This is a genomic window from Azohydromonas lata NBRC 102462 (assembly GCF_001571085.1).
Taxonomy (GTDB): Bacteria; Pseudomonadota; Gammaproteobacteria; order Burkholderiales; family Burkholderiaceae_C; genus Azohydromonas; species Azohydromonas lata.
Window position 1 is genome coordinate 1 of sequence record NZ_BCTC01000047.1, and the last position, 19205, is coordinate 19205.

General features: G+C 72.7%; 14 protein-coding genes. 8 read left to right on the forward strand and 6 right to left on the reverse strand.

The window, feature by feature from the left end; genetic code table 11:
• Positions 1-1008, forward strand: a 1008-nt coding sequence (locus ALA01S_RS16870) for a tetratricopeptide repeat protein (protein WP_066338499.1), incomplete at its 5' end; no start/stop codon positions are given.
• Positions 1009-1013: 5 nt separating this feature from the next.
• The gene (locus ALA01S_RS16875) at positions 1014-1997 is read left to right on the forward strand and encodes a prepilin peptidase (RefSeq protein ID WP_066338501.1); all 984 of its coding nucleotides are present in this window, start codon (positions 1014-1016) and stop codon (positions 1995-1997) included.
• Between the two features lie 58 nt (positions 1998-2055).
• On the opposite strand, the gene ALA01S_RS16880 is transcribed toward ALA01S_RS16875, so the two are convergent.
• Together ALA01S_RS16880 and ALA01S_RS16885 are read right to left on the reverse strand one after the other, a co-directional pair.
• Positions 2056-3615: a DUF3482 domain-containing protein gene (locus ALA01S_RS16880; protein WP_084267654.1), complete on the reverse strand. Its 1560-nt coding sequence runs from the start codon at positions 3613-3615 to the stop codon at positions 2056-2058.
• A gap of 2 nt (positions 3616-3617) precedes the next feature.
• Positions 3618-5042 carry a DUF2868 domain-containing protein gene (locus ALA01S_RS16885; protein ID WP_066338503.1) on the reverse strand — a complete coding sequence of 475 codons (1425 nt, stop codon included), beginning with the start codon at positions 5040-5042 and terminating at the stop codon, positions 3618-3620.
• Positions 5043-5276: 234 nt separating this feature from the next.
• Here ALA01S_RS16885 and opgC point away from each other — a divergent pair, with 234 nt between their 5' ends.
• The gene (gene opgC, locus ALA01S_RS16890) at positions 5277-6560 is read left to right on the forward strand and encodes an OpgC domain-containing protein (RefSeq protein ID WP_084267655.1); all 1284 of its coding nucleotides are present in this window, start codon (positions 5277-5279) and stop codon (positions 6558-6560) included.
• Here opgC and ALA01S_RS16895 read toward each other — a convergent pair.
• The gene (locus tag ALA01S_RS16895; protein WP_066338505.1) at positions 6538-7272 is read right to left on the reverse strand and encodes an SGNH/GDSL hydrolase family protein; all 735 of its coding nucleotides are present in this window, start codon (positions 7270-7272) and stop codon (positions 6538-6540) included. The two genes, opgC and ALA01S_RS16895, sit on opposite strands and share 23 nt — an antisense overlap.
• 108 nt (positions 7273-7380) lie before the next feature.
• Positions 7381-7779 carry a TfoX/Sxy family protein gene (locus ALA01S_RS16900; protein ID WP_066338507.1) on the reverse strand — a complete coding sequence of 133 codons (399 nt, stop codon included), beginning with the start codon at positions 7777-7779 and terminating at the stop codon, positions 7381-7383.
• 215 nt (positions 7780-7994) lie between these two features.
• Here ALA01S_RS16900 and ALA01S_RS16905 point away from each other — a divergent pair, with 215 nt between their 5' ends.
• Entirely contained in the window at positions 7995-8450 is a 456-nt protein-coding gene (locus tag ALA01S_RS16905) for a hypothetical protein (RefSeq protein ID WP_066338510.1), read from the forward strand.
• A 70-nt stretch (positions 8451-8520) separates the two neighbouring features.
• Here the strand turns inward: ALA01S_RS16905 and ALA01S_RS16910 are convergent, their stop codons facing one another.
• Positions 8521-10545 (reverse strand): NAD(+) synthase, encoded by a 2025-nt coding sequence (locus ALA01S_RS16910; protein WP_066338513.1) that lies wholly within the window; start codon positions 10543-10545, stop codon positions 8521-8523.
• A 357-nt stretch (positions 10546-10902) separates the two neighbouring features.
• Here ALA01S_RS16910 and argP point away from each other — a divergent pair, with 357 nt between their 5' ends.
• Positions 10903-11853: an HTH-type transcriptional regulator ArgP gene (gene argP / locus ALA01S_RS16915; protein WP_238455835.1), complete on the forward strand. Its 951-nt coding sequence runs from the start codon at positions 10903-10905 to the stop codon at positions 11851-11853.
• A 275-nt stretch (positions 11854-12128) separates the two neighbouring features.
• Here argP and ALA01S_RS16920 read toward each other — a convergent pair whose 3' ends face one another.
• Positions 12129-13826, reverse strand: coding sequence for a galactose oxidase early set domain-containing protein (locus ALA01S_RS16920; protein ID WP_066338517.1), 1698 nt, complete (start codon positions 13824-13826; stop codon positions 12129-12131).
• Positions 13827-13968: 142 nt separating this feature from the next.
• On the opposite strand from ALA01S_RS16920, the gene ybiA reads away from it, so the two are divergent.
• From ybiA to ALA01S_RS31950, 3 genes are all read left to right on the forward strand, one after another.
• Positions 13969-14337: a riboflavin biosynthesis intermediates N-glycosidase gene (ybiA, locus tag ALA01S_RS16925; RefSeq protein WP_066338518.1), complete on the forward strand. Its 369-nt coding sequence runs from the start codon at positions 13969-13971 to the stop codon at positions 14335-14337.
• Positions 14338-14525: 188 nt separating this feature from the next.
• Positions 14526-18029 (forward strand): CHASE domain-containing hybrid sensor histidine kinase/response regulator family protein, encoded by a 3504-nt coding sequence (locus ALA01S_RS16930; protein ID WP_169805945.1) that lies wholly within the window; start codon positions 14526-14528, stop codon positions 18027-18029.
• A gap of 229 nt (positions 18030-18258) precedes the next feature.
• On the forward strand, positions 18259-18864 hold the full coding sequence (locus tag ALA01S_RS31950; RefSeq protein ID WP_218011485.1) for an REP-associated tyrosine transposase: 606 nt from the start codon (positions 18259-18261) through the stop codon (positions 18862-18864).
• Positions 18865-19205 lie beyond the last annotated feature (341 nt).

The following is a 19205-nucleotide window of genomic DNA, read 5'->3' on the forward strand; positions in this document are numbered from 1 at the left end:
GCGCCGCCCGCGCCCGCCCCGGCCGACGAGGCGCCGCCGCCCGCCGCTGCCGCCACGCCCAAGGGCCCGCGGGCGGTGGCCGTGGCCCAAGCGGCAGCGCCTGCGTCCGCGCCCGCCCTGGTGCCGGTGGTGGCCAGCCCGTCCAGGCCCAGGCCGCTGCCCGCGGGCGACAAGGCGGCGGGGGCTCAAGGGCTTGCGCCCGTCGCCCAGGCCGCGTCTGCCGCCCAGACTGCGCCCGTCACCCAGGCCGCGCCTGTCGCTCAGGCCGTGCCTGTCGCCCAGGCCGTGCCTGCCTTGACGGGCGCATCGCCGGCCTCTGCCGCGGTCCCGGCCGCGCCGGCGCAAGCCGCTGAAACCCCGGCCCGGCCGGCGCCGCGCGCCGTGGCCGGCAAAACCTTCAGCCCACGCCAGCTGGCGGCCAGGCAGTTGGCGGAGGCGGTGGCGCTGGAGCAGCAGGGCCGGCTGGAGGAGGCCAAGGCGCCGCTGCAGCGCTCGCTGGAGGCCAGCGCGCAGGACGTGCAGGCGCGCAAGATGCTCGCGCGGCTGCAGCTCGACACCGGCCGTGCCGACGAGGCGCGCGCGCTGCTGCTGGAGGGCCGGCGCCTGCACCCCGAGGACGCCGATCTCACCCTCGCGCTGGCGCGGCTCATGGTGGAAGGTGGCGACGCCGCCGGCGCCCTGCAGTTGCTCGAAGCGCAGGTGGCCCAGGCCGGCGACGAGCCGCAATACCACGCCCTGCTGGCCGCGCTGCAGTTGCGCGCGCAGCGTTACGAGGCCGCGGTGCCCAACTACCTGGTGGCCTTGCGCGCCGACCCGGCCAACGTGAGCTGGCTGGTGGGCGTGGGCGTGGCGCTGGAGCGCGTGGGCCAGGTGGCCGATGCGCTGGAGGCCTACCGCCGCGCCGACGGCGCCGCCAACCTGCCGCCGGAGACGGCCGCCTTCCTGGCCGAGCGGCTGGCGCGGCTGCGGCCGCCGGCCGCGCCGCGCGGCCAGCTCGTCTCGCGCTGAGCGGCATGGACGCCTCCTTGTGGCCGCTGCTGCTGCAGCCGCTGCCGCTGGCCGTGCTGGGGCTGTGCGTGGGCAGCTTTCTCAACGTGGTGGTGTACCGCCTGCCGCTCATGCTGGAGCGGCGCTGGTGGCAGGACGTGGCGCTGCAGTTGGGCGACGCCGGCTCGCATGAGCGCCTGTTTGGGCGCGCGCCGGCCGCCGCGCTGGCCGACGTGGCCGGTGCGCTGCAGGGCGAGCTGCAGCGGCTGCCGCTGCTCACGCTGTCGCGCCCGCGCTCGCACTGCCCGCAATGCGGCACGCCCATCGCGTGGCATGACAACCTGCCGGTGCTGGGCTGGCTCAAGCGGCGCGGGCGCTGCGCGGCCTGCGGCGAGCCCATCGCCGTGCGCTACCCGCTGCTGGAGCTGGCCACGGGGCTGCTGTGGGCGGCGCTGGGCCTGCGCTTCCAGGGGCAGCCGCAGGCCTTGCTGTGGTGCGCGCTGGCGTCGGCGCTGCTGGCACTGGCGCTCATCGACTGGGACACGCAGTGGTTGCCGGACGCCCTCACGCTGCCCTTGGCGTGGGCGGGCCTGGTGGCGGCGACGGCGGGCTGGATACCGTTGCCGCCGCACCAGTCGATGTGGGGTGCCGTGGCGGGCTACCTTTCGCTGTGGCTGCTGTACTGGGCGTTCAGGCTGGCCACGGGGCAGGGCGCGGGGCATCCGCCGTGGAGCGCGGCGCATTGGGCCGCGCGCGCGGCCAGCGGCAGGGAAGGCCTGGGCTTTGGCGACTTCAAGCTCCTGGCGGCGCTGGGGGCGTGGTTGGGCGTGTGGCTGATCGTGCCCATGCTGCTGTGGGCTTCCCTGCTGGGCACGGTGGCGGCACTGCTGCGCCGGCGCGCCGCGTTGGGGGCGGATGGGCGCATGCCCTTCGGCCCCTTCCTGGCCAGCGCCGGCCTGGCGGTGCTGCTGGTGGGGCCCCACCGGGTGCTGCACTGGCTCCTGGCCTGAGCCGCCATCTTCTCGACTGCTTGCGGCGTGTTCCGCGCGCAACGGGTGGCGCCCGCCCTCAACCCTCCCGAAGCAGCCGCTCCACGTGGGCCTCGGGGTACATCCAGGCCAGCAGGTCCAGCGCCAGGCGGCTGGCACAGCCCTGGAACTGCATGCAGGCGGCTTCCTCGTCCATCTCGCCGCTGCGCAGCGCCTCGAACACGGCGTCCAGCGTCCCGGCCCGGGCCTGCTCGCTCCGTGCCAGCTCCTCGCCCCAGGCCGCGGGCAGCGCGTCGTGCTCGAAGGCGCCGCGGCCGCGGCCGAAATGGGCCACGGCCAGGTACTTCAGCAGCGCGTCCTGCAGCAGCGCGTGCAGCGCGGCGTTGCTCAGCCGCAGCGAGCTTTCCTGGACGCCGCGGGCGCGGTTGAAGCCTTCCGCGCCCACGGCGAAGGCCACCGCGCCGGCCAGGGCGCCCAACAGCATGCCCGCGCCCATGGTCAGGCCGCCGGTGGCCAGGTCCGCCTTCAGCCCCGAGACGGCCCCCGTGGCGATGGCGCCGCCTGCGCCCACGCGCAGCGGGTCCAGCGGCGTGAGGGCGATCAGGTCCGCCTGCTCCAGCCGGCGCCAGAACGGATGCCCGCGGCTGTCCAGCAGCCCGTGCAGGCGCAGCAGCTCGCCCGTGGTGTGGGCGCGGCCCTGTTCCACCGCCTGCTGCAGCGCCTGCTGGCCGCGCCGGCGCGCCGCATCGCCGCCGCGCGGCGCCAGCAGCGCGCGCACGCCGCCCAGGCGCGGTTCGCCGTCCGGCGGCGAGGCCGCTTCGCGCCGCAGCGCCGCCTGCACCACCTGCCGCGCGATCACGGCCATGGAGGCGTCGAAGCGCGCCATGTTGCGCTGGCGCCAGTCGCGGCGCAGCCGCCGCGAGGCGGGCTGCTTGTCCGCGGCGACCAGGCCGTCCAGCGCGTCGAAGAAGGCCTGCTCGTGCACCCAGCAGCGCGTGAAGGCGTCCAGCGCCAGCACGCCGCGCACGCCCGGGGCGTCGCGCAGGTGCTCGCGCCAGCGCCGCAGCTCGGCTTGGGCGGCGTCGCTGCCCGCGGGGGCCAGCCCGGTCTGGTTGAGCAGCACCAGCACGGGCTTGTCCATCCAGGCCAGCAGCTTCAGCTCGTCGGCCAGGTAGCCCGTGGCCGAGGGCGACTCGGTGGCGTTGAGGATGTAGAGCACCACGTCGGCGTTGTCGCGCGTGGCGCGCAGCGCCTGCTGGCTGAGGTGGAACGTGGGGTCGGTCCAGCGGTCCCACACCTGCGACAGGAACCACTGGATGGGGTTGGACGCCCCCGACAGCCGCCGGTACAGCCGCGCCGAGTCGCCCAGGCCGGGCGTGTCCCACAGCAGCAGCGCGTCGCCCTCGGCCGTGGAGAGCAGCGGGTAGGCCTGCGCGTCGCGGGTGACGTGGGCGGCGTCGCGCACCTCGCCCACGTCCTGGCCCAGCAGCGTGCGCGCCAGCGTCGTCTTGCCCACGTTGGTGTGCGCCATGAGCACCAGCGCGATGCGGGCGGCGGCGCTGGTGCCGCCGTCCGTGCCTGTGTTTGTGTGCGTGCCCGTGCCGGCGGGCGGCTGCAGCGGGGAGGGTGCGGCCTGCATGCTCAGGCGCCCAGGTCCACCACGTGCACGCGCTGCAGGCCCAGCGGGCGCAGGAACTCGCGCCACAGCGCCTCGCGCTCGCGCAGCCGCTCGCCGCGGCCCAAGCGCGCGGTGAAGGCGCCCGCGTCCAGCAGCACCAGCAGTTGCGGCCCAAGCGACTGGGCCAGCCGCTGCAGGAAGGCGCCGTGCGTCTCGGCCTCCGGCGTGGCCGAGAGCGACAGCAGCGCCGCGCAGGCCATGAGCTCGCCCTCGGTGGCCGCGGGCCGGCGCGCCGCCGCCTGCGGGGCGTCGCCGTAGGCCAGGCCCGGCTGCACGGTGAGCGCCGTCTCGCCGCCGCCCAGCACCTCGGTGGCCTGGCCGGCCAGCGCCGCGGTGCGCGCGGCGTCCAGCGCCAGCGCGTAGGGCCACACCACCAGGCGCCAGCGCTGGCCGCTGCCGTCGGCCACCAGGCGGGCGAAGTAGGGGTCGGCCAGGTCCAGCGGAAAGCGCCGCGCCAGCCGCCGCGCGCGGTGCGACTGCCACCCCCACAGCAGCAGCCGCGGCAGCGCCACGCCCAACACCAGCAGCGCCGAGAGCATGAGCAGCCAGCGGTCGGCCAGCGCCGCGTTGCTGCCGGCCCAATGGTGCATGCGCGTGATTTCCTCCAGCGTGAAGGGCGCCACGCCCGGCAGGCCCGGCAGGGAGCTCACCGGCAGGAACAGCAGCCCAAGCAGTTGGTGGGCGCCCTCCGGCGTCTTGATGAGCTGGCTCTCCCAGCCGACGCTGAACTCGTTGGGCAGCGCCCGCGCGAAGACGTAGGCCAGCAGCCCAAGCGCCACCGACGCCGCGCCCAGGTGCAGCGTGGCGCGGATGCGCGCGTGCCACAGCGGCGCCGCGGCGTGCGCCCAGGTGCGGCCGAAGCGCCCGGCCAGCGCCAGGCCGCCGCGGCGCCAGCGCGCCGGCCACGCGGCCAGGCCGCCCAACAGCCCGGCCAGGCCGCGGGCATGGCGCCGCGGACGGCGCGGCAGCACGCGCGAGACGAGCCACAGCAGCGCCAGCAGCCAGTTCCACGCCACCACGCCCAGCAGCGGCGCGGACAGCAGGTTGATGCGGTGCGGGTTGGCCAGCGCGTCCGAGGCGAAGCCGGCCGCGAAGCCGAGTGCCGCCACCAGCACCTGCGCCAGCGGGAACAGCGCCGGGCGCTCCACCAGGCCGCGCAGCCCGGGGCGGCGCGCCAGCGCGTCCTGCAACAGGCGCTGCGCGCGCTGGACGACGAAGCGCTCCGACCACTCCTGGTGCCGCAGCGTGCGCCCCGGCTTGGGCAGGCCCGCGCGCACCACCTCCGAGGCCTGGCGCCCCTCGGCCGGCGTGAGCAGCGGCGCGGGGCCGTCGGCCGTTTCCTCCAGGGCGCGGACCAGGAACACGGTGCGGGCTTCGGTTTCGTCCAAGGGCACAACTCCAGCAGGCTTGGGGTGATGTCGGGTCAGGGCCGGACCGCATCGGCATGGCGGGCTGCCTGCCGCACGCGCCGCTGCGCAGCGTCGCATGCGCCGTCCGGCCCGCAAGGCCGTGGGCAGGCTGGGTGCCGCACCCCTGGCCGAGCCAGGTGCAGTCCCTTGAAGCCGGCCCGGGCATTTCCCGGGAGTTGCCCGGGAACTCCCATTGCCATGCTGCCAAACGCCATGAAAAACCTGTCCGACGCGTCTTCCGGCACCTCGTCCGCCGGTCCGCCCGCCGCCGTCGCGGCTGCGGCCGTCGCCGCCGTGAAGCGCCAGTGGGAGCTGGACGCGTTGCGCGGGCTGATGCTGGTGCTCATGACGCTCACGCACCTGCCCACGCGCTGGGCGTCTCCCTTGAGCCAGCCGCTGGGCTTCGTCTCGGCGGCCGAGGGCTTCGTGTTCCTGTCCGCCTTCATGGCGGCCAAGGTTTACACGGCCAAGCAGCGGCGCGAGGGCGACGCGGCGCTGGCACGCGGCTTCCACGGCCGCGCCTTGAAGATCTGGCTGGTGCAGGCGGCACTGCTGTTCTTCCTGTTCACCGTCATCGCGCTGCTTGGGCTGCTGCACGACCAGCCCGCCGTGAAGGACTTGCTGTCCTTCTACCTGGAGCGCCCGCTGGTGGCCTTCGTGGCGGGGCTGATGCTGATCTACAACCCGCCGCTGCTGGACATCCTGCCGCTGTACATCCTGTTCATGCTGGCGAGCCCGCTGCTGCTGCTGGCCGGCGCGCGGCGGGGCTGGACGCTGGTGCTGGCCGGCAGTGTGCTGCTGTGGCTGGCGGCGCAGTGGGACTTCGGCACGCACCTGTACGAGGCCGCGGCGCGTTGGGCGCGCATCCCCGTGCCGGCACGCGAGACCGGCGCCTTCGAGCTGCTGGGCTGGCAGTTCCTCTGGGTGGTCGGCCTGTGGCTGGGAGCGCGCGCCGGGCGGGGCCTGCCGCTGGCGCCCGCTTTCCCGCGCGGCGTGGTGGCCGCGGCCTGGGGCGTGGCGCTGGTGTGTTTCGCATGGCGCCACGCGGCCGGGCAGGTGCCCTGGCCCAGCGCGGCGGACGCGGCGTCTGCGCTGCCCGCGGCCGTGAACGCCGCCTTCGACAAGTGGCACCTTGGGCCGCTGCGCCTCCTGAACCTCGCGGCGCTGGTGGTGCTGGTGCTGCACCACGGGCCGGCGCTGGCTGCTCGCATGCCGCGGCCCCGCGCGCTGGAGCTGCTTGGGCGGGCGTCGCTGCCGGTGTTCTGCGCCCACCTCGTGCTGGTGCTGCTGGCGCTGGCCTACCTGGGCGCGGCGCGGGAGGGACGCTCGTGGTGGGTGGACAACGCGGTGCTGGCCGTGTCGTTTGCCGTGCTGTTCGTGGTGGCGCTGGCGAGCGACGCCATCGACCGGCACGCCGCGCGCGTCAAGGCGCGCCTGAAGGCGCGGCGCGAGCTGCGCCGGCGCGCGCGCAGCCTCAGCGCAGGCGGGCGGCGATGAGGTCGTGCCACAGGGCATAGCCCTGGGCGTTGAGGTGCAGCCGGTCCTCGCGGAACAGCTCGGCGCGGGGGCGGCCCTGGGCGTCGAGCATGGGCTGGTAGACGTCTATGTAGTCCAGGCGCTGGTCCTGCCCGGCGTGGGCGCGTATGAGGGCGTTGGCCTCCTGTATGGCCGGCAGCAGCGCGGCGCGCGCGGGGCTGGGCTTGATGGAGACGTAGGCGATGCGCGTGTCGGGCAGCGCGCGGTGCACGCCGTCCACGAAGCTGACGTAGCTCTGCAGCACCTGCTGCGGCGTGCGGCCGGCGTTGAGGTCGTTGTCGCCGGCGTAGAGCACCACCAGGCGCGGCTGGTAGGCCACGACCAGCCGGTCCAGGTAGGCGGCGCAGTCCGAGAGCTGCGAGCCGCCGAAGCCGCGCTTCACCAGCACGGGCAGCGCCTGGAATTGCTGCTCCAGATCGTCCCACAGCCGAATGGAGGAGCTGCCCACGAAGAGCACGCCGCCGGGCTGCACGGGTTTGACCTTGTCGGCCGCGTCGAAGGCGGCAAAGGCGTCGCGCCACTTGGCGTCCACGGTGCTCAGGCGCTGCGCCGTGGCTTGCAGCGCCTCGGCCGCGGTGCCCTGGGCCTGCGCCAGCGCCATGGCCCCCAGCAGTGCGGCGGCGGCCGCGAAACGCTTGGACAGGGGCTTGCGGAAGGTGGTGGCGGCGTTCATTGGGGCGGGATTCTGCGGGTGGTGGTGCTTGAACCCCAAGCGCGCGCCCGGCGCCCTCACGAAACTTAGGAAATGGCCGCGATAGCTTGCGGTGCACGCCCGCCTGGCTTACCGGCGCGCTGCGGATGCCTTGGGCGGTTTGGTCGCTTTGGGCGCTTTAGGCGGCTTGGCCGGCTTGCGGTTGCGCAGCGCGCAGGCCCAGGCGTTGGCGGCCCACTCCGCCATGGCGTGCGGGTCTTCCAGCGTTTCAGCCGGCGCCTGGAAGTAGCGCAGGGCGACCTGGCGGCCCTTGGCCTCGTAGGTGAACGGCTTCAAATGGCGGGATTCGAAGCGGGCGAGGTTTTCATCGTCCACCTTGAAATACAGCTCGTCCTGGATGACGACGGCGAACATCAGGCCGTCCTTGAACAATCCCCAGCCGCCGAACATTTTCTTGGCCTGCACGCCGCCCAGCGCGGACATTTGCTCGATGGTGTGGGCAATGAATTCTGGAATTGCGGTCGGCATGGCAGTGACTCTTGCTTGTTGCCTGATTTATTGATCATCTCGCCTGCCGCATTCAATTTCTGAAAAATGCTCGGCAAGTGGGGAGTCACTGCACAGGAGAGGGTGGATGCTGTGGGCTTTGCCCGCGGTTCTCGACCAGGGGCGTGCTTCCGAAGTACCTTGTCGCCAAGCCTTGGCAAAGTGGCCGGGGTGCCGCTTTTCACGAGGATTGAAGCATGAGCTCTGGCGCCGACATTCTGGACCGCAACCGCGTCCTGCTGACCCATTTCGACAGTTACAGCGCGGCGCTGCTGTTTGCCCGCTGGGGCAAAACGGTGCTGGCGCCGGCGGCGCTGCCGGACGGTGCAACGCCCATGGAGCCGCCGGCGGTGGTGGCGCCGACCCATGAACCCGAGGCTGTGCGGGCCGCAATTGCGCAGAAGCTGAATTTGAGTGCGGCCGAATTGAATATCGACGCCCAATTCAACCAGTGGTTCCAGGCCGAGGGCGGCCCTGTCCGGGTTCACCTGCTGCGCTTCAATACCTTCGAGGCGCCCAAGAAGGCGATTGCCGAGACCGAGGGTGTTTTCAAACCCATCAGCGAAATGCGTGGCGGGGCGAAAGAGGAATTGAGCCTGGCGCGCGAGGTGTTCAATCTCACGCTGGGGGCGCCGGGCGGACGGGCTTGTTGAAAACAAGCCGCCACGATTTTGTCGCTGATTTAAACGGAATCCGCCACAATTTGATTTGAGCTGGCGTTTTTTACGCCTCCGGCACATTCCTCTCCAACTCCCCCAGCCAGGCCGCCGCCGACGCATCCGACGGCGCCCGCCAATCCCCCCGCGGCGACAGCGAACCGCCCGACCCTACTTTGGGCGAATTCGGCACGCAGGTCCGCTTGAACTGGTTGGCGAAGAAACGCTTGAGGAAAGTCTGCAAATGCTTTTTCACGTCCGCCAAGGAATATTTGGCATGTTCCCCGCTGCACCAGGCGTGGTGGGCCAGGAAGGCGATCTTGGACGGGTCGAACCCGTAGCGCAGCAAATGGAAGAGGTTGAAATCCTGTAATTCGTAGGGACCGACGAAGCTTTCCGTGGATTGCGCCGGCTGCTGCCCCTCGCCGCCGCCCGGCACCAGCTCCGGGCTGATTTCCGTGGCCAGGATGTCCAGCAGCACCTGGCTGCCGGCCTCGCCCACCTGGCCGGTGTCGGCCACCCAGCGCACGAGGTACTGCATCAGCGTCTTGGGCACGCTGGCGTTCACGCCGTAGTGCGACATGTGGTCGCCCACGCCGTAGGTGCACCAGCCCAGCGCCAGCTCGCTGAGGTCGCCCGTGCCGATCACGATGCCGCCGTGCATGTTGGCCAGGCGGAACAAATGGTTGGTCCGCTCGCCGGCCTGCACGTTCTCGAAGGTCACGTCGTACACGGCCTCGCCGCGGCCGGCGGGGTGGTCCAGGTCCTTGAGCATCTGCAGGCAGCTCGGCCGGATGTCGATCTGCTGCGACGCGCAGCCTATGGCCTCCATCAGCCGCAACGCCTGGTCCAGCGTGCGCCCGCTGGTGGCAAAGCCCGGCATGGTGTAGCCCAGGATGCTGCTGCGCGGCAGCCCCATCAGGTCCACCGCCTTGGCGCACACCAGCAGCGCATGCGTGCTGTCCAGGCCGCCGGAGACGCCGATCACGAGCTTGGTGATGCCGGCCGAGCGCAGCCGCTGCACCAGCGCCTGCACCTGGATGTTGAACACCTCGCGGCAGCGCTCGTCGCGCTGTGCCGGGTTGCTGGGCACATAGGGCATGTGCGGCACGTGGCGCTGCAGCGGCAGTGTCTCGGCCCTGGGCAGCTCGGCCGTGAAGCCCACCACGCGCCAGCCCTGCAAGGCGTCGCGGTGGCGGCCCACCGTCTGGCCGAAGGTGGTCATGCGCATGCGCTCGTGCTGCAGCCGCTCCAGGTCCAGGTCGGCGGTGATGAGTTGGCTGTCCTGCGCGAAGCGCTCGGTCTCGGCCAGCAGCGTGCCGTTCTCATAGACCAGGCCGTGGCCGTCCCAGGCCATGTCGTTGCTCGATTCGCCCGGGCCCGCCGCGCTGTAGAGGTAGGCCGCCAGGCACCGTGCCGAGTGCAGGCCCACCAGCTCGTGCCGGTAGCCGGCCTTGCCTATGGTGATGTTGGAGGCCGAGAGGTTGAGCAGCACCGTGGCGCCCGCCAGCGCGCCGTAGGTGGAGGGCGGGATGGGCACCCAGCCGTCCTCGCAGATTTCCACATGGATCTTCAGCAGCGGCTGGTCCTCGGCCTGGAACAGCAGCTCCGAGCCGAAGGGAGCGGTCTGGCCGGCCAGGGTCACCTCGCCGGCAATCGCGTTGAAGCCGGCGTTGAACTGCCGCCCCTCGTAGAACTCGCCGTAGTTGGGCAGGTACGTTTTCGGCACCACGCCCAGGATGCGCCCGCGCTGGAACACCACGGCGCAGTTGAAGAGCCGCTCGTCCACCCGCAGCGGCAGGCCCACCACGGCCAGCGTGGGCAGCTCGGCCGAGTCGCGCAGCAGTTGCGCCAGGGCGGCCTCGCTCTCGTCGAGCAGCACGCGCTGGTGGAAGAGGTCGTCGCAGGTGTAGCCCGTCAAGCCCAGCTCGGTGAACAGCGCCACCGCCGCGCGCTGCGCGTGCGCGGCGCGCAGCAGCGCGAGCGTCTCCTGCGCGTTGTGGCGCGGGTCGGCCAGGCGCAGCTTGGGCACGCAGACGGCCACGCGGACAAAGCCGTGGGTGTAGAGGTTGTGGAAGCGGTCCTGGCTCATGGTTTTGGGCGGGTTCTGGAGGGTCAGGTGATGCGTTTGCGGGGAATGCGGTCATTGTCCGCGCCGCCGGGGCGGCCCCTGGGCGGGCCGCCCCTCGCTGCGCAGCGAGCGGCATGCCCGTGCGGACGGTCGCCGTGCAGCAAGCCCGCTCCCGCGGGGTGGGCCGCCGGCACCGGCCGCCCCTGCCGCGCCGGTGCGTTGCGCGTGGTTCATATTGGCGAGCGCATTTGCCGCACAAGCGTGAAAACTGCGCTTGACCTGGATTGCCATTTGTAACAGTGCATTTGGGTGCGCAGTGCTTTTTCAGGCCGGCAAGAGAAAGTCGGCGGGAGAAAATGCGATCATTGGCGACATAACGTGACCGAGAGTGCCGGCATGCTGGACCGCCAACAATTACATACCTTCGCAACCATCGTCGAGGAAGGCAGTTTTGAAAGGGCCGCCGCCATACTCAGCCTGAGCCGCGGCGCCGTTTCGCAGCGCATCAAGCTGCTGGAGGAATCGGTGTCCTCCATATTGCTGGTCCGCCAAAAGCCCGTGGTGCCCACACCTGCGGGCGAAATCCTGTTGGGCCATATCCGCGCGCTGCGCCTGCTGGAGGATTCCACGCTGCGCCAGATCGCGCCCGGCGGCGACGGGCGCGGACCCGTGCCGCTGAGCATCGCCGTCAACCCCGACTCGATGGCGAGCTGGTTGGCGCCGCTGCTGCGCACGCCGCTGCTGCAGCACTCGCGCGTGGCGCTGGAGATCATTGCCGAGGACCAGGACCACACCCTGGAGCGGCTGGCGCGGGGCGAGGCCATAGGCTGCATCTCCACCGCCAGCAAGGCATCCACGGGCTTCGTGGCCGACGCGCTGGGCGTCATGGAATACCGCTGCCTGGCCAGCACCGCGCTGGCCGAGCGCGCCTTCCCAGAGGGGCTGACGCTGCAGTCCGCGCTGGAGACGCCGGCCGTGCTCTTCAACCGCCGCGACGGGCTGCACGACGAGTTCCTGCAGGCGCGCTTCGGCATGCGCATAGACCGCTACCCGCGCCACTACCTGCCCGCGCCCGGCGCCGTCCTGGCGGCGGTGCGCGCGGGCTGCGCCTATGGCCTGGTGCCCATGCTGCAGCTCAACCCCGAAGGCGCCGCCGCGCTGCCGCCGGACCTGGTGGACCTGGCGCCCGCGCACCCCGTGCGCGTGGCCCTGTACTGGCACCACTGGCAGGACGAGCCGCCCGTCGCGCGCGAGCTCAGCGAGGCCATCGTGGCCCTGGGCCGCGAAAGGCTGGCCGCCATGCCCGCCGCCGTCGGCAACGCGGCTTGATTCGCCCGTCCTGCCGCTGAGCGCCGGCAGCCGTTTGCCGCCTGCGCCCAATAACCAAGGCCGATATTGGCCTGGGCGTCGGCACGTCAATATGAAATGCATTTCCGGACAGGCCTGAGAACTCTCGGGCATTCGCCGCCTTGAATGAAGTCAAGTTTTCGACAAATCCGTGTTCGAAAAAATTGAGATTCATTTATATATTCTGAAAATCACGAAATTCCGGGGATGAAACTGCCGGTCCGTGTCATTGGGAATAAGTCGGCGTCATGGTGCCGTCAGGCTAGAGTGCTGAGGTGCAATATGCTGGCCGGCGACGGCACGCCTTGGGCGTCGAATACGAAAAGCAGGTAGTGGCCCGGCGGCAATAGATTGGGCGAGGCGGGCAGCGCGGCGCGCAGCCGCGTGCCGTCCTGGGTGAAGGCCAGGCTGGTGAAGCGCTGCTCCACGTTGAGCGCATGCGTGGCCGAGCCCGCACGCAGCAGCGTCACGCGGCGGGCCGTGGTGCCCGCGGCCAGCGTGAGCGCCAGCTCGCTGCCCAGCCGCGCCTGCGCGGGCGCGGCCACCGCGGGGCGCGGGGCCAGGCGGCCGGAGCCGTCGGCCATGAACAGGTAGGGCGGGTAATAGATCTCGCCGTTGAGCTGCGTCAGCGGCCCCGGCGCGCCGCCGCCGCCGGTGAGTACGCTGCCGTCGGCCAGCAGCAGCGCGGCGGAGTGGTAGAGCCGCGCCTGAGCGGCGCGCGCCGTGCGTGTCCACAGCCCGGTGGCCGGGTTCCACAGCTCGCCCGCGTAGTGCGCGTCGGCCAGCCGGTTGGGCGTGACGGAGCCGCCGTTGACCCACACCTGCCCGTCGGCCAGCACCGTGGCGCCGCCCCACTGGCGGTTGGTGGGCACGGCGGCGGTGGCCTGCACGCGCGGCGCTGCGCCGTTGAGGTCCAGCACCACCGCGCGGCGGCTGCCGCGCAGCGACAGGATGCGCCCCGGCGCGAACATGGCCGAGGGCAGCCGCATGTTGGCCGGCGGCACCCAGGCGCTCCAGCGCGAGAGGCTGCCCGCGCCGCGCACGTCCAGGCTGAAGAGCTGCCCGTCGTGGCCGAGGATGAACACGTCCCCCCGCGGCGCCACCCAGGCCCGCGGGTAATAGAAGCTGTCGGCCGTCTCGCCGTAGGCCTCGTCGCTGGCCGCGCCGGCCAGGCGGCGCCAGCCCTGGCCGGGCGTGAACGCCTCCGGCGTGCTGGCCACCTCGCGGCCCACCACCACGCCGCCGCTGCGCAGCACGCGCATGCGCCCGCCCAGCACCACGCGCTCGCCCGCGGGCGTGAGCACCAGCGTGGGGTACCAGCGCGGGTAGGCCAGGGCACCGGCGCGCGCGAGCCGGTTGGTGGCCGGGTCGAACAGGTTGACGTCGGGGTTGCCCTCGTTGGTGGTGCCGCCGCGGTCCAGGTCGCCGCCCACCAGCATCACCTGGCCGCCGGGCAGCAGCGCCTGCGCGGCGCAGAACACGTCGGTGCCGGTCTGGTTGGGCAGCGTGGTGAAGGCCTCCGGCCCAAGGCCCAGGGCCGGGTCCCACACGGTGTAGAGCAGGCCCGCGCCCTGGCGCCCAAGCCGGTCGGTGCCGTAGGCCAGCACCCGCGCGTCCGGCAGCAGCGCCATGTGTATGGGCATCACGGGCCAGGTGAAGACGGGTCCGAAGGCGCCCTCCACGTGCGCGCGCGGCCCGCCGTTGAACGCCGCCGCGCCGGCCGCCAGTTGCTGCGCCGTCTCGGTGTCGGCGGCGGTGTCGGCGGGGGATGCGCCGTCCTGGCCGCCGCCGCAGCCGCCCAGGGCCCCCAGGGCGCCCAGCAGGCCGGCCAGACCCAGACCGGCTCTTGGGGACCCGTGCGCCAAGCAGGCCAGGTAGGCCAGCGCGGCACGGCGCGGCGGGATGGGGCGGTCGGCTTGGGCCGCGCGTGCGGCGGCGGCGGGGTGCTTGGGCATGGGCCATCTCCTGGCGTTGCGACCCTCTCCCGGGCAGGCCGCGAAGGCGGCTCGCCGGCGCGCAACGGCGGCTTCCATGCTGGGTCGCGACGGCGGCCGCGCACAGCGCGGAAGCGGGGGAAGCGCGTAACCGAAAGCAGGCTTGCGCTCCATCAGCCGCCGCGCCCGCGGCCGCGCGCAGCATGGCCGCACGGGCAGCGCCTACACCCCGGGCGAGGCCAAGGCGCTGGGCCGCGAGGTGCAGGGTTTCGACGAGGCCGCTTGGGCGCGCCACCGCTACGCCATCGTCCTGCGCGCCAGCCTGGCGAAGTTCGGCCAGCACCCGGCCCTGCGCGAGTGGCTGCTGTCCACGGGCGGCGCCGTGCTGGCGCAGGCCAACCCCCTGGACGCCGTCTGGGGCACGGGCCTGAGCGCCGCCCATCCCGATGCGCGCCGCCCCGGGCGCTGGCCCGGGCTCAACCTGCTGGGCTTTGCGCTCATGCAGGCGCGCGACGGCCTGCGTGCCCGCTAGCGCAAAAAGCTGGTTTTTTCCGTAAAGCCCGGAAACCGTGCCGGTCCTCCCGCCGGCGGTTTGGCGCCGGCCAGGGGGCATGGCGACAATGGCCCCCCTTTGGGGGGCTGCGCGATGCGGCGCCTCGTCCATGCATGGCCCCAACCGCGGCGGCCGGTTGTTGTCCTATGAATCTTCCGGTCGGGTCCGTGCTTCCCGGACCCTTGTCGCTGCGCATGCGTCCCGTGCTGCTCGCCGCCCTGGTGCTGGGGGCGGGGCTGCTGCTCACCGGCGTGGCCGTGCGGCAGGTGCGTGAGGACACCAACGCGCGCGCCGCGCGGCAGCTCGAACGCGAGGCGCAGGCCCTGGAGGCCGACGTGCTGGAGCGCTTCGACCAGGCGCGGCACGGACTGGATGCCTTGCGTGGCCTGTACGCCGCCTATCCCGCGCTGGACGAGGCCGCCTTTGGCGCCTGCGTGCGCGCGGCCCGGCTGCTGCAGCGCGTGCCCGGGGTCAAGGGCTTCAGCTTCGTGCAGTACGTGGCGGCCGCCGCGGGACGCGAGGAGGACGCCCCGGCCGGCGCGCCCGCCGTGGAGGCGGGCGAGGGCCGTTGGGTGGTGCGCTTTGTCGAGCCCGCGCAGGGGTGGCCTGCGGACGCGCGCGAGGACTTGGGCCGCGACCCGGTGCGGCGCCAGGCCCTGGAGCGCGCGGTGGCGCAGGGCGAGGTGACGCTGTCGCAGCCGCTGCTGGCCGACGCGGCGCCGCGGGCGGGCTACCTCATGCTGCTGCCGCTGTACCGCGGCAGCACCGACGCTGCCGCGCCGCCGCGCCGCCGCGCCGAGATCGCCGGCCTGCTGGGGGCGCACCTGGCGGTGGCCGAGCTGCTGGCGCCGGTGCAGCAGCGCTGGGGGCGGAACTTCGAGCTGCGGCTTTTCGACGGCCCGCAAGGTGACAGCCCGCTGCTGTGGCGCGGCGGCAACGCGGCGGCGGCGGGCGAGCCGCTGTTCCAGTCCGGCCACCGGCTGCACGTGGGCGGGCGGGAGCTGCGGCTGGACATGCGCGCCACCCCGGCTTTCGAGGCCGCCATCAGCCGCGCGGACGAGCACTGGACCGCCGCGGCCGGCTCGGTGCTGAGCCTGTGCATGGCGCTGGTGGTGGGCCGGCTGGCCGGCGGGCGCTCGCGCGCGCTGCTGCTGGCGCTGCGCCTGAGGCGCGAGCGCGACGACACGGTGCGCCAGGCCGAGCACACGCTGCGCCAGAGCGAGGCCATGCTGGATCGCGCCGGCCGCGTGGCGGGCGTGGGCGGCTGGGAGCTGGACCTGGCCACGCACGACGTGCGCTGGTCGGCGCAGACCTGCCGCATCCACGGCGTGCCGGTGCGCCGCGACCGCGTTGCGGCCCAGGAGGTGCGGCGCTTCTACCCGGGCGTGGCCTGGGACCGCATGCAGCAGCTCGTCCACGAGTGCGCCCTGCACGGCACGCCCTGGGACGAGGAGATGCTGCTGCGCCGCGCCGACGGCTCGCCGGTGTGGGTGCGCTCCCAGGGCGAGGCCACGCGCGACGCGCAGGGCCGCATCACCGGCGTGGCCGGCGCGCTGCAGGACATCAGCCGCGAGCACGCCCTGCGCTACGAGCTCTTCCGCAACGAGCGCTTCATGCGGCTGGTGACGGACCAGATCCCGGGCGTGGTGTCGTACTGGACGCCGGCGCTGCGCTGCACCTTCGCCAACCAGGCGCACGTGGCCTGGTTGGGCCGCACGCCCGCGCAGATGGCGGGCCTGTCGCTGCGCGAGCTCCTGGGCGAGGAGCGTTACCTGACGGACGAGCCGCACATGCGGCTGGCGCTGCAGGGCCAGCCGCAGCGGCTGGAGCGCAGCCGCGCCAAGGCCGACGGCCAGGTGGCGCACTACTGGCTGCACTACCTGCCGGACTGGGACGGGGGCCAGGTGCAGGGCGTGGTGGTGGTGGGCGTGGACGTCACGGAGCTCAAGGACACGCAGCGCCGCCTGGAGCACAGCAACGAGCTGCTGCGCCGCCGCGGCGACGAGGCCGAAGCCGCCACCGCCGCCAAGAGCCTGTTCCTGGCCAGCATGAGCCACGAGATACGCACGCCCATGAACGCGGTGCTGGGCCTGTTGGGCGTGCTGCGCCGCGCGGCGCTGACGCCCGCGCAGGACGCGCACGCGGCCAAGGCCGAGCGCGCCGCGCGCTCGCTGCTTGGGCTGCTCAACGCGGTGCTGGACTTGTCCAAGATCGAGGCCGGCCGCATGGAGCTGGACCCGCAGCCCTTCCAGCCCGCGCCGCTGCTGCAGGAGGTGGCCGAGCTGCTGTCGCCGGGCCTGGAAGGCAAGCCGGTGGACTTGCGCGTGGAGCTGGACGAGGCGCTGCCCGCCGCGCTGGTGGGCGATGTGCTGCGGCTGCGCCAGGTGCTGGTGAACCTGGGCAGCAACGCGGTGAAGTTCACCGCCGCGGGCGACATCGTGCTGCGGCTGGCGCTGCTGGAGCGGCGCGGGGACGCCGCGGTGGTGGAGGCGTCGGTGCGCGACAGCGGCATAGGCATGGAGCCGCAGGTGCTGGCGCGCATCTTCGAGGACTTCGGCCAGGCCGAGGCCTCCACGGCGCGCCGCTACGGCGGCACGGGCCTGGGGCTGCCCATCAGCCGCCAGCTGGTGCAGCTCATGGGCGGCGAGCTGGCGGTGCGCAGCACGCCGGGGCAGGGCAGCGTCTTCAGCTTCCGGCTGTCGCTGCCGGTGGCCGAGGCCGGCGCGGTGGCGCCGGTCGCCGCAGGGCCGCACGATGCCGCGGCGGCGCCGCCGGCCGCTGCGCCGCGCCTGCAAGGCCTGCGCGTGCTGGTGGTGGAGGACAACGAGTTCAACCGCGAGGTGGCGCTGGAGCTGCTGCGCCTGGAGGGCGCGCAGGTGACGCTGGCGCACGGCGGGCGCGAGGGCGTGGCGGCGGTGCAGGCGTCGCCCGCGGGCTTCGACGTGGTGCTGATGGACTTGCAGATGCCCGATATGGACGGGTTCGGCGCGACGGCCGCGCTGCGGGCGCTGCCCGGGGGGGAGCGGCTGCCCATCGTCGCCATGACGGCCAACGCCATGGACGCCGACCGCGCCGCCTGCCTGGCCGCCGGCATGGACGAGCACATCGGCAAGCCCTTCGAGCTGGACTTCGTGGTGCGCGTGCTGCGCCGGCTCAGCGGGCGCTCGGCGCACGGCGCGCCGGCTGAGGCGACCCCGCCGCCCCAACCGGTTTGCGCGCCGGAGCCGGCCGGCGCGGCGGCAAGTGCGGATTCAGGGGCGGCCGACATCGCGCAAGGCTTCGGGCCGGACGGCGCGCCGTCCGCGTGGCTGGATGCGCGTGCCGCGCTGCAGCGGCTGGACGGCAACGCGGCGCTGTACCTGCGGCTGCTGGCGCCGGCGGTGCAGCAGTTGGCGACCCTGGCGGCGGAGTGCGAGGCGCTGCTGGCCCAGGGGCAGCGGCCGCGGACCGTGGCGCTGCTGCACAGCCGCCGCAGCGTGGCCGCCATGGTGGGCGCTGCTCCCCTGGAAGGCGCGATGCTGGCGCTGGAGCACGCCCTGGCCGGCGCGACGGCGTCGCCGCAGGAGGAAGCCGGGCTGCTGGCGCGGCTGCGGGAGGCGGCCGAGGGCAGCCTGGGTGACATGCAGCGGCTGCTGGCCGAGTGGGACGGCGGGGCCCACAAGGCGGCGTGAAGGGTCGGGCCTGGATGATGGCTCCCCATGCGGTGCCTCCGGGTTTTCGAGACCGGCTGTTGTCATCGGCAACGACGGTGCGGTCATGCTATTTGGCTTGTAGGAGGCCCGCTTGCGGGCCGAATCGTGGACCGGCTGCAATTCGGCCCGCAAGCGGGCCTCCTACATGGCGCGCTGCAATGCTCCCGCGGCATTGGGGTCATAAAGGGCTACAGGACCTTTCCTGCAGATGGAACGTTTCCAGGCTGCTGGAAAGGATCGTTCCCTCGGTAACCACAAGCCGTGCCGCGCCACGGCTTGTAGGAGGCCCGCTGGCGGGCCGAACCTTTCTCCAGCACGGGCACAGTTCCAGGCCAGCCTGCATGCAGTGACACTTTCAGGCATGGCGCATCAGCAACGATTGCGTATTGGAAGGGCTTCGCTGCCAGGCCAGGCCTATCACGTCATCTCCGCGACGCAAGCTCGGCGCCCAGTGTTCGCTGTTCCCGAGGTGGCCCGCGTTGTCATTCGTGTAATGCGTGACATGCATGACGGCGGTTGGCTGCATTCGCACGCCTGGGTTTTGATGCCTGACCACTTGCACTGGCTCTTTACTTTAGGCGTTCGTGCAAACCTGTCAGGCACGGTGAACCGTTTCAAGTCAGCCAGTGCGCATGCCGTACGTGGGCTTGATCCACGCACATCCCCGGTCTGGCAGGCAGGCTTCTTTGACCATGGTGTTCGCCAGGAAGAGGAGCTTCGCGGCATCGCCCGCTACATCGTCGCCAATCCTCTGCGTGCTGGACTGTGTGAACGGGTCGGAGACTATCCCTGGTGGGACGTAGAGTGGCTTTGACAGCAGGCCTGCTCTGGCTGCGCCGCTTCGGCTTGTAGGAGGCCCGCTTGCGGGCCGAATTGCAGCCGCCGGGCGACGATTTCGGCCCGCAAGCGGGCCTCCTACAAGTCGTGTTGCCACAGCGCTGCGGGCTTGATCCCGCTCAAGCCGCTCGCCGCGCTGCCTCCTATGCTGGCCCGCACGGGCCGCCCGCGCCCCAAGCGGCGGCTGAAGAACGCGGGGAGCCGTCCATGCAGCACGCCTTCTTCCTGGCCTTCAACGGGTGCCGCCGGCTTGGCCGGGCCGGCCACCGTCTTCAGCAGCCCCGGGCCGGCGCCGCCCGCCGTTCAGCGGGAGGTGGC